At 71.0% G+C, this 13,414-nt stretch carries 11 protein-coding genes; 4 read left to right on the top strand and 7 right to left on the bottom strand.

Going from position 1 to position 13,414, the window contains the following annotated elements; genetic code table 11:
* Positions 1–46: 46 nt before the first annotated feature.
* Complete coding sequence (locus LMH63_RS14330) at positions 47–460, bottom strand: YbaN family protein (RefSeq protein WP_109679782.1); 414 nt, start codon at positions 458–460, stop codon at positions 47–49.
* A gap of 370 nt (positions 461–830) precedes the next feature.
* On the opposite strand from LMH63_RS14330, the gene hemN reads away from it, so the two are divergent.
* Positions 831–2,219: an oxygen-independent coproporphyrinogen III oxidase gene (gene hemN / locus LMH63_RS14325; RefSeq protein WP_109679781.1), complete on the top strand. Its 1,389-nt coding sequence runs from the start codon at positions 831–833 to the stop codon at positions 2,217–2,219.
* A 512-nt stretch (positions 2,220–2,731) separates the two neighbouring features.
* Here the strand turns inward: hemN and LMH63_RS14320 are convergent.
* The 3 genes from LMH63_RS14320 to LMH63_RS14310 all read right to left on the bottom strand — a co-directional run bounded on the left by LMH63_RS14320 (position 2,732) and on the right by LMH63_RS14310 (position 6,055).
* Positions 2,732–3,568 carry an SDR family NAD(P)-dependent oxidoreductase gene (locus LMH63_RS14320; RefSeq protein ID WP_109679780.1) on the bottom strand — a complete coding sequence of 279 codons (837 nt, stop codon included), beginning with the start codon at positions 3,566–3,568 and terminating at the stop codon, positions 2,732–2,734.
* A 506-nt stretch (positions 3,569–4,074) separates the two neighbouring features.
* Positions 4,075–5,268 carry a M24 family metallopeptidase gene (locus tag LMH63_RS14315; protein ID WP_109679779.1) on the bottom strand — a complete coding sequence of 398 codons (1,194 nt, stop codon included), beginning with the start codon at positions 5,266–5,268 and terminating at the stop codon, positions 4,075–4,077.
* A 97-nt stretch (positions 5,269–5,365) separates the two neighbouring features.
* A complete protein-coding gene (locus LMH63_RS14310; RefSeq protein WP_229332604.1) occupies positions 5,366–6,055 on the bottom strand; it encodes a DUF1614 domain-containing protein in 690 nt (229 codons plus the stop codon).
* Between the two features lie 229 nt (positions 6,056–6,284).
* On the opposite strand from LMH63_RS14310, the gene LMH63_RS14305 reads away from it, so the two are divergent.
* Together LMH63_RS14305 and aspS are read left to right on the top strand one after the other, a co-directional pair.
* Positions 6,285–6,614, top strand: coding sequence for an FmdB family zinc ribbon protein (locus tag LMH63_RS14305; protein ID WP_109680283.1), 330 nt, complete (start codon positions 6,285–6,287; stop codon positions 6,612–6,614).
* A 287-nt stretch (positions 6,615–6,901) separates the two neighbouring features.
* On the top strand, positions 6,902–8,680 hold the full coding sequence (gene aspS, locus LMH63_RS14300; RefSeq protein WP_109680282.1) for an aspartate--tRNA ligase: 1,779 nt from the start codon (positions 6,902–6,904) through the stop codon (positions 8,678–8,680).
* A 100-nt stretch (positions 8,681–8,780) separates the two neighbouring features.
* Here the strand turns inward: aspS and LMH63_RS14295 are convergent, their stop codons facing one another.
* The 3 genes from LMH63_RS14295 to LMH63_RS14285 are packed head-to-tail and all read right to left on the bottom strand — an operon-like array spanning position 8,781 to position 12,099.
* The gene (locus LMH63_RS14295; protein WP_109680281.1) at positions 8,781–10,271 is read right to left on the bottom strand and encodes a RimK family ATP-grasp domain-containing protein; all 1,491 of its coding nucleotides are present in this window, start codon (positions 10,269–10,271) and stop codon (positions 8,781–8,783) included.
* Positions 10,268–11,449: a GNAT family N-acetyltransferase/peptidase C39 family protein gene (locus LMH63_RS14290; RefSeq protein WP_109680280.1), complete on the bottom strand. Its 1,182-nt coding sequence runs from the start codon at positions 11,447–11,449 to the stop codon at positions 10,268–10,270. Before LMH63_RS14290 ends, LMH63_RS14295 begins: the two co-directional genes overlap by 4 nt.
* A complete protein-coding gene (locus LMH63_RS14285; protein WP_109680279.1) occupies positions 11,446–12,099 on the bottom strand; it encodes a glutathione S-transferase in 654 nt (217 codons plus the stop codon). The genes LMH63_RS14290 and LMH63_RS14285 overlap by 4 nt, the downstream gene beginning before the upstream one ends.
* Before the next feature lie 159 nt (positions 12,100–12,258).
* Between LMH63_RS14285 and apbC the strand changes: the two genes are divergently transcribed.
* On the top strand, positions 12,259–13,353 hold the full coding sequence (gene apbC / locus LMH63_RS14280; protein WP_109680278.1) for an iron-sulfur cluster carrier protein ApbC: 1,095 nt from the start codon (positions 12,259–12,261) through the stop codon (positions 13,351–13,353).
* The last annotated feature ends 61 nt before the right edge of the window (positions 13,354–13,414 follow it).

Below are 13,414 nucleotides of genomic sequence, written 5' to 3'. Positions count from 1 at the left end.
ACTATGGTGGTTCCCGCCGAGGTACGGGCAGCGCCGGGCCGCTGGCTCAGTCCCCGTCGCTGGGTGCCGGGCCGGTCGGGCGGGTGGCGAGGAAGACGGCGACGATGGCCATCACCCCGGTGGCGGCGAGGCGTGCCGTTTCGTGGGGCACGGTCAGCCACATCACCACCCAGCTCGCTGCGAGCAGCAGCAGGGCCGTGATCTTCGCGCGAGGCCGAATGGCCCGGTGATCGCGCCAGTCGCGCAGCAGCGGTCCGAAGCGCGGGTGGCTGTAGAGCCAGGCGTGGAGGTGCGGCGAGCTGCGCGAGGCGCAGTAGGCGGCGAGCAGCAGAAAGGGCGTGGTCGGCAGCAGCGGCAGCACCGCGCCGGCGCTGCCGAGACCCACGAACACCAGCGCCAGCGCGAGCCAGAGACGGCGCACAAGCGCGGCACGCAGGCTCGGGTTTTTCCTAGCCCGCATATCTCACCGATTCGCGACTGCGGCCGCGGATCTGGCGGACAGTCCTGCGTTGCGCTCGGCTCGGGTGCTCGACGTACTGTCCAGTACGCCTGCGCGCCCGAACTCTCCCGCGCCTTGTCCTGCCCGCCATCTCCACGCCCTCGCTTCGCAAATCGGTGAGATATGCGGGCTATTCTGTCCGCCGGTGTTTCCGGATCGCCGCGGCATGCGGTCTCCCTGTGGTCCCTGCGGACAAGATACTCATCGTGCCGCCGATCGTCGCGCTCTCAGGCGTTCGGGCGGGTCCGCAGACCGGGCCTGATCCAGGTCAACCACGAGCCGAACCGGTGGCGCTACCTTGCTCCCGTCACGTCACGGGAGGTTGGTTGCCATGGCCGAGGGTCTGTCGCTGGAGCGTGAGCTGCTCCGCCGCTATGACATCACCGGGCCGCGCTACACGTCGTATCCCACGGCGGCGCAGTTCAGTGAGGCCTTCGATGCCCGCCGCTACCGCGAGCGGGTGGCCCAGAGCAATGAGGATCCCCTGCCGCGGCCGCTGTCGCTCTACGTGCACGTGCCTTTCTGCCGCACGGTTTGTTTCTACTGCGCCTGCAACAAGGTGATCACGGCCAACTATCGGCGCGCCGAGCGCTATCTCGAGCATCTCGAGCACGAGCTCGCCCTGCAGGCTGCGCTGTTCGATGACGATCGCCCGGTGGAGCAGCTCCACCTCGGCGGCGGCACGCCCACCTACCTGCGAGACGAGGACCTCGCCCGCCTGATCGCGGCCATCGGCGAGCGCTTCCCCCTGGCCGGGCCCGAGGAGCGGGAATTCTCCATCGAGGTGGACCCGCGCACGGTGGATGGGGACCGCATCGCCCGGCTCGCAGGGCTCGGCTTCAACCGGCTGAGCCTCGGCGTGCAGGATTTCGACCCGGAGGTGCAGCGGGCGGTGAACCGCCTGCAGAGTGTCGAGGCCACCGCCGAGATCGTCAGTGTCGCGCGGGCGCACGGGTTCCGCTCGATCAATCTGGACCTGATGTACGGCCTGCCGCAGCAGACCCCGGCGCGTCTCGGGCGCACCCTGGATGCCGTGCTCGCCATTCGCCCGGACCGCATTGCGCTCTACAACTATGCGCATCTGCCCTCGATGTTCCGGATCCAGCGTCAGATCGACGAGCAGAGCCTGCCCTCGGCGGAGACCAAGCTGACGCTGCTCATCGACGCCATGCAGCGACTTTCCGGCGCCGGCTATCGCTACATTGGCATGGATCACTTTGCGCTCCCCGGCGACGAGCTCGCGCAGGCGGCGGAGGACGGCACCCTGCACCGCAATTTCCAGGGGTACGCCACCCGCCCGGATCTGGACCTGATCGGTCTCGGCGCTTCCGCCATCGGCCAGATCGGCGACGCCTACAGTCAGAATCGGCGCGACCCGGCCGGCCATGCGGCGGCCCTGGTGGCCGGCGAGCTGCCGGTGTGGCGCGGCGTCGAGCTCACCGCCGATGACCGCCTGCGTCGGGACGTGATCCAGGAGGTGATGTGCCGCGGTGCGGTGAACTTCGCCGCCATCGAGGAGCGCCACGGTGTGGTGTTCCGGCAGTATTTCCGCGATGCCCTGCGTCAGCTCGCGCCGCTGGAGGCGGACGGTCTGGTGGCCGTGCAGCGCGAGGGCCTCACGGTCACCGAGCGCGGCCGCTTCTTCCTGCGCAACGTCGCCATGCCCTTCGACGCCTACCTGGCGCCTGCGCAGAGCGGGCGCTTCTCGCGGGTGATCTGACTTCGCGCCGGACCGGCGCACGCCCGTTGCCAGCCGCCGCGAAGCGGTAGCCGGCCGGGAACCACCTCAGGGCGTAGGTCGTGCGCGGCGCAGCCGCGTGCGACGTCCCCGAATTCCCTGATTCGTTTCGGGTTGCAGGTTTCAGTTTGGCGAAGCCACCGCGGCGGCGTGCAGGGCGCCGGATGAGGCGGAGTGCGGTGCTGTCTCCCGGGACCCTAGGCGGCAGGGATGCCGCCTTGGAGCGTACAGGGATGTATTCACAGCGTGTCCCGGGAGACAGCACCGCGCTCCGCCCGCCACCCACGGCTTCGGACAGGCCAGGCCTCGCGGATTGGGGAGACGTCGCACACGGCTGCGCCGTGCACGACCTACCGGGATTCGGCACGGGGCGCGCTTCTCCCCCGACGCCGACGGCCGCGGCCCGGCGCGGCACTTACTGCGTTCGCCTGCCGGCGTGTCGGGTACCGCCGGTGGCGGTTCCCGACCTACGACTCCCGGGACGCCGCACCCGTTCATCCCCCCGCGGCTCGCACGAGGCGATCCAGGGTGTGGGTGGGGAGAAGCCGCTTGAGCGCCTTGAACAGGTGTGTGGGCACGGTGACGTGGTAGCGCGCCTTCGGGCGCGGGTGCTCCAGTGCATGCACCAGCTTCGCAAGCACCGCCTCCGGCCCGAGGGTGAAGGGCGCCTCGCCGCTGCCGGCAAGGCGGGCGGCGACTGCCTCGTAGGCCTCCCGGTGGACGCTGGCCCCGGCGTCGATCCAGCGGCGGAAGGCCAGCTCGCCGTTGGCCCGGAAGCGGCTCCGTACCGGGCCGGTCTGGATCAGGCTGACGGTCACCCCGCTGCCCCGCAGCTCGTGGCGGAGCGTGTCGGTGAGCCCCTCCAGCGCGTACTTGCTGGCGTTGTAGGCGCCGCGCCAGGGCAGTGCGATGAAGCCGAGCACCGAGCTGTGCTGGGCAATGCGGCCGTGGCCCTGGCGGCGCATCACCGGCAGCGCGGCACGCAGGACCGCCTGGGCGCCGAACAGGTTGGTCTCGAACTGCTCGCGCAGCGCCTCCCGCGGCAGATCCTCCACGGCGCCGGGCTGGCCGTAGCCGGCATTGTTGAACACGGCGTCCAGCCGTCCGCCGGTGCGCTCGAGCAGGGTATCGAACGCGGCCTGGATGCTGGCGTCGTCGCGCACGTCCAGCAGCAGCGTTTCCGAGAGGCCCTCGGCCCGCAGCTCGTCTACGTCCGCCTGCCGCCGGGCACTCGCAAACACCCGCCAGCCGCGGGCCTGAAGCCCGAAGGCGCAGTGCCGGCCGATGCCGCTGGAACAGCCGGTGATGAGGACGCTGCGGGGCTCGGTCATTGGTGCTTATCCTCCAGTCCTCCAGGCCGTCACGTTACGCTATGGGTGACGGGGTCAGCGCGAAGACGCGCCTGACGTTTCGGGTTTAAGGTTTCAAGTTCGTGCCCCCGCCGCGGACGGGTGCACCGCGCCCGATGAGGCGGAGTGGGGTCCTGTCTCCCGGGACCCTCGGCGGCAGGGATGCCGCCGTGGAGCGTACACGGATGTATTCACAGCGTGTCCCGGGAGACAGGACCCCGCTCCGCCTGGCAACCGAGCGTGATGCGCCTGCGGCGTCGTGGGTCAAGCCAATCTGAAAGCTTCAACCCGAAACGAAACCCCGCTCAGACGCCGCTTAAGGAAGCGCTGATCAATTCCCGCGGGCCTCTGGCCGCAGGTCGCGTGTGCAGACAAGGCGCGCTGTACCGCGCTGTACCGGGGGTACAGTCAAGCAGAGCAACGCCGGCTGCGCGCGCGACCTGCGGCCCCGAAGGGCGCTCCAGAGCGCAGAGGCCCACGGGAATTGATCAGCGCTTCCTTAACGTCCAGTCGTTGTTCGTGATCGGCTCAGCGCCGTTCGGGGTAACGCGCACCGTCTCGCTCACGCCGATGCCCCAGGCCCCCGGCAAGCGCAGGCATAGGGGCAGGTGGAAGACCATGTTCTCCTCGAAGGTGCGCGTCTCGCCGCGGGCAATGAAACCGGAGCCTTCCACCCAGGAGGGCGGGAACTGCACGCCCACGGTGTAGCCGAAGACGCCCGAGAAGAACACCCGGTGAGCGTCCGGCTCCAGCGCCGCCTCGGCTGCGGCGGCCGCCTGGTCGAAGCTTTCGCCCGGGCGCATGGCGGCGGTCACCGCCTCGTACACTGCCCGGCAGCGTCGGTGGATCGCCACCATGTCCGCGGTGGGTGTGCCGGCGATAACCGTGTGCATCAGCGGCGCCGTATAGCGCTGCCAGCAGGCGCCGAGCTCGAGGAACACCGGATCGCCGGCCGCGACCTCGTGGCGGCGGTGGTTGGTATGGATGACGCTGCTCCGCCAGCCCGCGGTGACGATGGGCTGCATGCTCATGAACTCGCTGCCGCCGGCGAGCATGGCCTCCGCCGCGGCCGCTGCGATGGTCTGATCGCTGACGCCGGGGCGTACCGTGGCGGCCGCCGCGTCGATGCCGGCGCGGGTCAGGCGCGCGCTCTCGCCGAGATACGCCAGCTCCGCGGGGCTCTTGATGATGCGCAGCCCATCCACCAGCCCGGAGGCGTCCACCAGCCGGGCCCGCGGCAGCGCCTCCTGCAGCCCCTGGCGCAGGGCCGGGCGCAGCCCGGCGGACCAGTCATCGACACCGATGGCACCATCGCCGGCCCCCAGATCGCCAATGGCGCCGGCGAGCTGGGCCACGGCGCCGGCGGCGCCCTCCCAGCGGTAGCCCATCACCTCGTCCACCCGGCTGCCGGTCACGGCGGGGCCGGTCTCGATGGAGGGGACCTGCAGCACCAGCCGGTCCGCGGCGGCGAGCAGGGCGGTGTGCACGGAGACCTCGAAGGTGTTGTAGCCGGTGAGGTAGCAGATGTCGGCAGCGTCGGTGATGAGCAGGGCATCCAGCCCGGACTCGGCGAGCCGGGCCGCCAGCGCCTCGTGCCGGCCCCGGTACTCGCTCTCGTCGAAGGGCAGGTCGCGCAGCCCGACGCGCTCGCGCAGCAGCTGGCGGTAGGCCTTGTGGTCCATGCGGGGCTCCCGTTGCCGGCTGGCCGAGCGTAGCAGACGCCCGGCACGTCCGCGCCGAATGCTGGCGTAGGTCGTGCACGGCGCAGCCGTGCACGACCTACGCCAGCAGTACGGCGACGATGCCGGTGATGAAGACGCCGTCAAAGGTGCCGGCGCCGCCGATGGACGCGAGGGGGGAGCCGAGGCGGCGGACGTCGCTGAGGCGCATGAGGTCGGCGCCAAGGAGGACTCCCAGGGTGCCGCAGACGTAGGCAAGCGGGGCGCTCATCTCCGGCAGCAGGAGCAGGGCGATGAGCGCCGCCGAGAGCGGGGCGAGCAGCAGCGGCATGCCAATGCCCATGCCCGCTATCGGCCGGCTGGTCGCGTAGCACACCGCCGCCTGCAGGGCGATGGCGATCGCCACCGTACCCAGCGGCAGGGGGTGGTTGCTCAGCAGGTAGAGCGAGAACGCCACCGGAATGACGCCGCCGCCCACGTTCACCGCAATCAGCACCTTGTTCGGGTCGAGCTGGGCGGCGAGGGGATCGAGCCAGCGTGGGCGCTGGCGCCAGCGCGGGTCGGGCGGCGCCTCGGCGTCGAGGGTGAACAGCGGCAGGTTGATGCCGCTGCCAAGCAGCGAGCTCAGCAGCAGGAGCATCGCCGAGCCCTGGGAGAGCCCCAGCTTGTCGAAGGCAATGGTCACCACGCCCACCTGGATCATGGCGAACAGCAGGGCGAACAGGAAGATGGCGACCAGGAGCTGGAGCGGCAGCATGACCGGCGCGGCCTCCGCGGTGGTGGACGACATGGACGGACCCGCCCGGGCAGGGCAGACTGCCGTCATGGTGCCGGCATGCCGCCGCCGGTGCGAGGCCTGTGGCAAGGCGGGCCTTGCGCCGAGCCCCTGCCGCCCCTATAACGCTTCACGCCGGGCACAGGCGGCGCTGGTCTTACCACTTGAGGCCGGAGCCGGCCGGATACGCCCGTACGGCGCCAGATCGCGCCGCGCCACACGGTTATGCGAGGGAACAACCGTCATGCCGATTTACGAGTATGTCTGCGACGACTGCGGTCACGAGCTCGAGGCCCTGCAGGGTATGAACGACCCTGAGCTCACCGACTGCCCCGAGTGCCAGACCGCGAGCCTGCGCCGGCGCATCTCCGCGGCGGCCTTCCGCCTCAAGGGCGGTGGCTGGTACGAGACGGACTTCAAGTCCGGCAACCGCCGCAATATTGCCGGCGAGGGCGAGAAGGCCGCCGGCAAGGAGAGCAAGGGCGAGGCGAAGGCCGAGGCCAAGCCGGAGAGCAAGTCCAAGTCGGGGGACAGCGGCAAGAGCGGCGGCGAGAAGAAGGCGGCGGCGTCTTAGTCCGCCTGTCTCACCGATTCGCGAGTTCCTTCTCGCTCTGAGGCCCGTGCTGGCCGGATAGACCGGCCGCTGCGGTCGCCCCCCTGGGGTGGTCTGGTCCTCGTGGGGGCGGCTCCGCCCGCCGAACGACGCCTGGGCGCAGTGCCACCCGGGGAGGGGGCGACGGTGATGCGCGCCCCGGGTCGCCTTGCGCCCCGGGGCGCCCCCACTTACCATCTGCGCCCTGTCCGGGGCGAGCGCCCCTGCCAGCCATTCCCCTGTCTGCGGCATACGGCGGTTGCTTACCCATGCGCACGCACTACTGTGGCGAGGTCACCGAGTCCCTCCTCGACGAGACCGTCGAGGTCTGCGGCTGGGTGCATCGGCGCCGCGACCACGGCGGTGTCATCTTCATCGACCTGCGGGACCGCGAGGGTCTGCTGCAGGTGGTGTTCGACCCCGACACCGAGGCGGCCTTCGCGACCGCGGACCGGGTGCGCAGCGAGTATGTCCTGCGGATCGTCGGCCGCGTGCGCCGGCGCCCCGAAGGTACCGAGAACCCGAACATCGCCACCGGCCAGGTGGAGGTGCTCGGCCGGGAGATCGAGGTGCTCAACCGCGCGAAGACGCCGCCGTTCCAGCTCGACGAGACGGACGTCGGCGAGGACGTGCGCCTGCGCTACCGCTACGTCGACCTGCGCCGCCCGGAAATGCAGCAGCGCCTGCGCACCCGGGCGCGGGTGACCGGCGCCATGCGCCGCTTCCTCGACAGCCGGGGCTTCGTGGACGTCGAAACCCCCATGCTCACCCGGGCCACCCCCGAGGGCGCGCGGGACTTCCTCGTGCCGAGCCGCCTCCACGCCGGGAGCTTCTACGCCCTGCCCCAGTCGCCGCAGCTGTTCAAGCAGCTGCTGATGATGTCCGGGCTCGACCGCTACTACCAGATCGTGCGCTGCTTCCGCGACGAGGACCTGCGCGCCGACCGCCAGCCCGAGTTCACCCAGCTCGACGTGGAGACCGCGTTCCTCGACGAGGCGGACATCATGGGGCTGATGGAGGCGATGATCCGCGACCTCTTCCGCGAGGTTGCCGGCGTAGAGCTGCCTGATCCCTTCCCGCGCATGACCTACGCCGAGGCGGTGCATCGCTTCGGTATCGACCGCCCGGACCTGCGCATTCCACTCGAGCTCACGGAGGTGAGCGATCTGCTCACCGGGGTCGAGTTCAAGGTCTTCGCCGGCCCGGCGGCTGATCCCAAGGGCCGTGTGGCCGCGCTGCGCGTCCCCGGCGGCGGCAGCCTGACCCGCAAGGCGATCGACGACTACACCCACTTCGTCGGCCGCTACGGCGCCAAGGGCCTGGCCTACGTCAAGGTCAACGATCCCGCCCTGGGGCGCGAGGGGCTGCAGTCGCCGATTCTCAAGTTCCTGCCGGATGCCGCCATCAGCGGCATCCTCGAGCGCACCGGCGCCGAGGCGGGGGATCTGGTCTTCTTCGGCGCCGATCGGGCGCGGGTGGTCAACGACTCCCTCGCCGCCCTGCGGGTGCGCCTGGGGCATGACCTCGGGCTGGTGGAGGACGCCTGGCGGCCGCTGTGGGTGGTGGACTTCCCCATGTTCGAGTACGACGATGCCGACGGGCGTCTGTACGCCCTGCATCACCCCTTCACCGCGCCCCAGGCGGACTCCGTGGAGGCGGTGCAGGCGGCGGACCCCGAGGCGCTGCTCTCGCGTGCCTACGACATGGTGCTGAACGGCACCGAGCTCGGCGGCGGCTCGATCCGTATCCACCGCCCGGAGATGCAGAGCGCCGTATTCGGTCTGCTCGGCATCGACGAGACGGCGGCGCGGGAGAAGTTCGGGTTTCTGCTGGACGCCCTCGAGTACGGCGCCCCGCCCCACGGCGGCATCGCCTTCGGCCTCGACCGCCTGGTGATGCTGATGACCGGCGCCAGCTCCATCCGGGACGTGATGGCCTTCCCCAAGACCCAGACCGGCACCTGCCTGCTCACCGAGGCCCCGGCCGAGGTGGACGAGGCCGCTCTGCGCGAGCTGCACATCCGCGTGCGACGCACGGCCAAGGACTAGCCCGCATATCTCACCGATTCGCGGCCGCAGCCGTGAATCGGCGAGATATGCGGGCTAGGGCGGCGGCCAGGGCTGACCGCCACGCCGTCGACTCGGGGGCTCAGGCCTGGGGCAGGAGGCTGCGCTTGCGCTCCAGGCGGCGGATGAACTCTTCCAGGATCATGCGGTAGAGGTCGTCGCCGAGGTAGCCGTCCTCGACCCCGGCGTCCAGGTTGGGGTTGTCGTTGACCTCGATCACCACCGCCCGCTCGCCGCTCTGCTTCACATCCACGCCGTAGAGGCCGTTGCCGATCAGCCCGGCGGCGCGGGTGGCGACCTTGAGCACGGCGCGCGGGGCGTCGGAGGCGGCGATGGTGCGGGAACCGCCCTCGCGGACTCGGCCGTCCGCGCCGTGCTGAACGATCTGCCAGTGGCCCTTGGGGAAGAAATACTGGCAGGCGTAGAAGGGGCGGCCGTTGAGCACGCCGATGCGCCAGTCGTAGTCGCTCACCAGGAATTCCTGGGCGAGGATCAGATCCGAGCGCTCGAACAGCCGCGCCGCCGCCTCCGGCAGTTCCGCCGGCTCCGGCACCTTGACCACACCGCGGGAGAAGGAGCCGTCGGGTATCTTCAGCACCATGGGGAAGCCGAGGGTCTCGCCCGCCGCGGCGAGGTCCGCCGGCCGGCCCTTGTGCAGGATGCGCGTCGCGGGCGTGGGCACTCGGTGGGTGGCGAGCAGATCGGCGAGGTAGACCTTGTTCGTGCAGCGCAGGATGGAGTCCGGGTCGTCCATCACCACCATGCCCTCGGCCTCCGCCTTCTTCGCGAAGCGGTAGGTATGGTCGGAGATGGCGGTGGTCTCGCGGATGAAGAGCGCGTCGTACTCCGCGAGGCGGCCGAACTCCTTCGGCGTGAGGAGATCCACCGCGATCCCGAGCTGCCGGCCGACGCGCTGGAAGTTGCGCAGTGCCCTGGCGTTTGACGGCGGCAGCTGCTCCTGCGGGTTGTGCAGGATGGCGAGGTCGTAGCGGTAGCGCCGGCGCGCCCGGGGCCGCCGCCAGACGTCGCCGCTGAAGCGATCCAGGGCCTCGGCGAAGGCGCCCTGCTGGTGGACCGTGAGGCGCGGCAGCGCCAGGGTACGGAGGCTCGCGATGCGCCAGCGCCCCTGGTGGCGGAGCTCCACCTGCAGCAGCGGGGCGCTGAAGGCATCGAAGATCTGCCGGGCGAGCTCGCCGAAGCGCGGGTCCGGCGTGGTGCCGAAGAAGATGTCCAGGGTCAGCCGGTCCCCCGGCGCCGTGCCGGAGCGGGCCAGCGGGCGCTGCAGCAGCTCGTCCAGGTCCTCGGTCTCGAGCCCGTAGATGGCCTTGCGCGAAAGGTCGTTGATGGTGCGCACGGTGGGCAGCACCCGCTGCTTGCGCGCCTCGGCCAGCAAAGAGACGTAGTAACCGGTGGAGAGATAGCGGTAGCTCTGGCAGAGATTGATGACCCGCGTCTCCGCGCCGGCCCGTCCCGGCTCGCCGAAGAGGTAGTCGTCGGCGCTGATCACCCCCTCGCTCGCGCTGTAGGGCTTCCAGTGGCGCAGGTCGTCGACGACGATCAGCGTGCGGGTCATTCTGGCTCCTGTGTGGTCGGGTTGGGCCCGCCAGGCGGGTAGAGCAGCAGCACCGCGCGCTGGCCGCTGCGGCCGTAGCGCGCCATGCGGTCGAAATCCCGGCGCGGGATAGGCAGGTTGACGGTGTCCGTGGCGCTGCGGCCGCCGCCCTCGTCCACCCAGGGGTCGTTGACGTAGACATGGCGCCGGTCGAGGCCCGTCACCACCACCCAGTGCGGCGTGCGCTCGCGGGTGATGCGGTAGAGGCTGATCAGCACCAGGGGCACGGCCCCCGCCGCCAGGGCGCGCTCCAGGGCGGCGGCATTGAGGGTCTCGTGGCGTACGGGCACGGCCGCCTCGGCGAGCTCGGCCAGAAAATCCTCGTGCACCAGGGTCATGACCTGCTTCTTCTCCGGGCTGCGCACCGAGTCGGTGAAGAACGCCCCGGGGCCGTTGACGTGCACGCTCACCGCGAAGCCCCGGCGGTGGGCGGCGAGCGCCAGCCCCTCCGGCCCGCAGCCGCCGTGGCCGGCGGTCATGAATATCGTGGTGGACTCGCGCCAGAGCCGCAGCTCCAGCCGCCGGTCCGGCGTGAGCGCGGGATCCAGGGCGCGCATGGCCATGATCAGCGCGGCAGGCCCGCAGGTGAAATCCAGGGTCTGCCGGTAGTAGGGCACCCGGGCGAGGCTCGGCGGCGGCTCCGGGGCCAGACGCTTCTCGAAGCGCAGGGCGTCCTCGGCGTCCTCGTAGTAGGCCTCGTAGGTGCCGAAGACGCGGTAGCCGAGGCGGCGGAAGAGCGCCTGGGAGGCCGTGTTGTCCCGCCGGATCTCGAGGCGCACGGCGGCGCAGTCCTCGCCCGCCGCGGCGTCCTCGGCGGCGGCCACGAGCTTCGCCGCCACGCCCTGGCCACGGGCACTGCGGGCGACGGCGATGGAATAAAGGCGCGCCAGCGAGGTGCCGCGGCGGTAGAGCAGCAGCACGTAGCCGCCGAGCGCGGGCGCCTCGCCGTCGGGCCCTGCCCGCAGCGCGGTCTCGGCCACCAGAATCCGCGCATGGCCGCGGCGCAGCAGGTGGCGGAAGCTGCGCCGGGAGAGCCGGTCGCCACTGAACGCCTCCTTCTCCAGGGCGACCAGCGCATCCAGATCGGAGGTGGCAGCGGGGCGGATGGCGGTGGCACCGGCTGGCTCGGCGAGGCTCAAGCGCCGACCTCCTCGGCGGCGACCACCTCGCGCTCGGCCTCCGCCTGGGCGCACCACCACTGCACGTCCTCGTCGGCGAGCAGGCGCGCCAGCCACTCCCCGGCGGCGCCCTGCACGGCGATGCCGTAGGTGCGGAAGCGCAGGGCCACGGGGGCGAAGAAGGCTTCGGCAATGCCTGGCGGACCGAACAGCCCGGGGCCGCCATGGCGCGCCAGGGCATCGCCCCAGAGGGCCTGCAGGCGCTCGATGTCCGCCGCCACCGGGGGCGTAGTCTCCACCCGCCGGCCGCGGGCGCGGCAGTTCATCGGCAGCGCCGCGCGCAGGGCCGCGAAGCCGCTGTGCATCTCCGCCACCGCCGCCCGCGCCTCGGCCCGCGCCACGCGCTCCGCCGGCCAGAGCGAGCCTTCGGCGAAGATCTCGTTGGCGTATTCCGCGATGGCGAGGGAGTCCCAGACGGTGACGTCGTCGTGATGCAGCACCGGCACCCTGCCGGTGGGCGAGTGCCGGCGGATGGCCTCGTGGAATTCCGGGGTGTCCAGTGGCAGGCGGATGAGGTCCGGTGTGACGCCGGCCCTGCGCAGGGCAAGCCAGCCGCGCAGGGACCAGGACGAGTAGTTGAAGTTGCCGATGACGAGGACAGGCGTGCTCATGGGGCCTCCGCTCAGCCGTTGCCTGGTGGATTCTGGGGCGCGGCGCGTTCGCCGTCCATGCGTGAGCGGCAGCGAGCAACCCCGCGGTTGGCGTGTTTTATGCTGCTCGCCGGGCCGGTAGACTCCGGCCATCCTAGGGCAACCCGCCAAGGGGCCGAGATGAGCGAATTGACGCGAGACGCGGTGGAGGCGGCCATCGGCGGCTGGACCGAACCGCACCTGCGCATGGACCTGATGAGCGCCGAGGCGGTGAAGGACGTGCGCATCGACGGCGATCAGGTGGCCGTCGACCTGCAGCTCGGCTTCCCGGTGGACCGCTACCGCCCGACCTTGCAGCGCGAGCTCGAGCAGCATATCCGGGCTGCCACCGGCGCGCGGGCGGTGGCGGTGTCGGTGGACTGGCAGGTGGTCGCGCGCCAGGTCCAGGCGACCCTGAAGCCGCTGGAGAACGTCCGCAACATCATCGCCGTGGCCTCGGCCAAGGGCGGGGTGGGCAAGTCCACCAGTGCCGCCAATCTCGCGCTGGCGCTGGCCGGGGAGGGCGCCCGGGTAGGCCTGCTCGACGCCGACATCTACGGGCCGAGCCAGCCACGGATGATGGGCGTCGCCGGCCGCAAGCCGGACAGCCCCGACGGCAAGACCATTACCCCGCTGGAAAATTACGGGGTGCAGGTCATGTCCATCGGCTTCCTCATCGAGGAGGAGACGCCCATGGTCTGGCGCGGCCCGATGGTCACCCAGGCCCTGACCCAGCTGCTGAACGAGACGCGCTGGGAGCAGCTCGATTACCTGATTATCGATCTGCCGCCCGGTACCGGCGACATCCAGCTCACCCTCTCCCAGCGCGTGCCCGTCGCCGGCGCCGTGGTGGTGACCACCCCCCAGGACATCGCCACCCTGGATGCGCGCAAGGGCATCAAGATGTTCGAGAAGGTGAAGGTGCCCGTGCTCGGCGTGCTCGAGAACATGAGCCTCCACATCTGCTCCAATTGCGGCCACGAGGAGCACGTCTTCGGCGCCGGCGGCGGCCAGCGCCTGGCCGACCAGGAGGGGGTGGAGCTGCTGGGCTCGCTGCCGCTGGATATCCACATCCGCGAGCAGGTGGATGCCGGCCGGCCCACCGTGGTGGCCGAGCCGGAGGGCCGCGTCGCCGAGCTCTACCGCGACGCGGCGCTGCGCACGGCGGCGATGCTCTCCCGCCAGGCCTCCGCCGGCGCCAGCCGCTTCCCGAAAATCGTGGTCGACGACACCTGACTCGGGCGCGGGCTCTCGAAGACGCTGAAATGAACGCAACGACACCACGGACACGACGGAT

This window comes from Spiribacter halobius, from assembly GCF_020883455.1.
Classification (GTDB): Bacteria; Pseudomonadota; Gammaproteobacteria; order Nitrococcales; family Nitrococcaceae; genus Sediminicurvatus; species Sediminicurvatus halobius.
The sequence above is the reverse complement of the archived record's forward strand: the minus strand, read 5'-3'. Positions and strand labels throughout refer to the sequence as shown.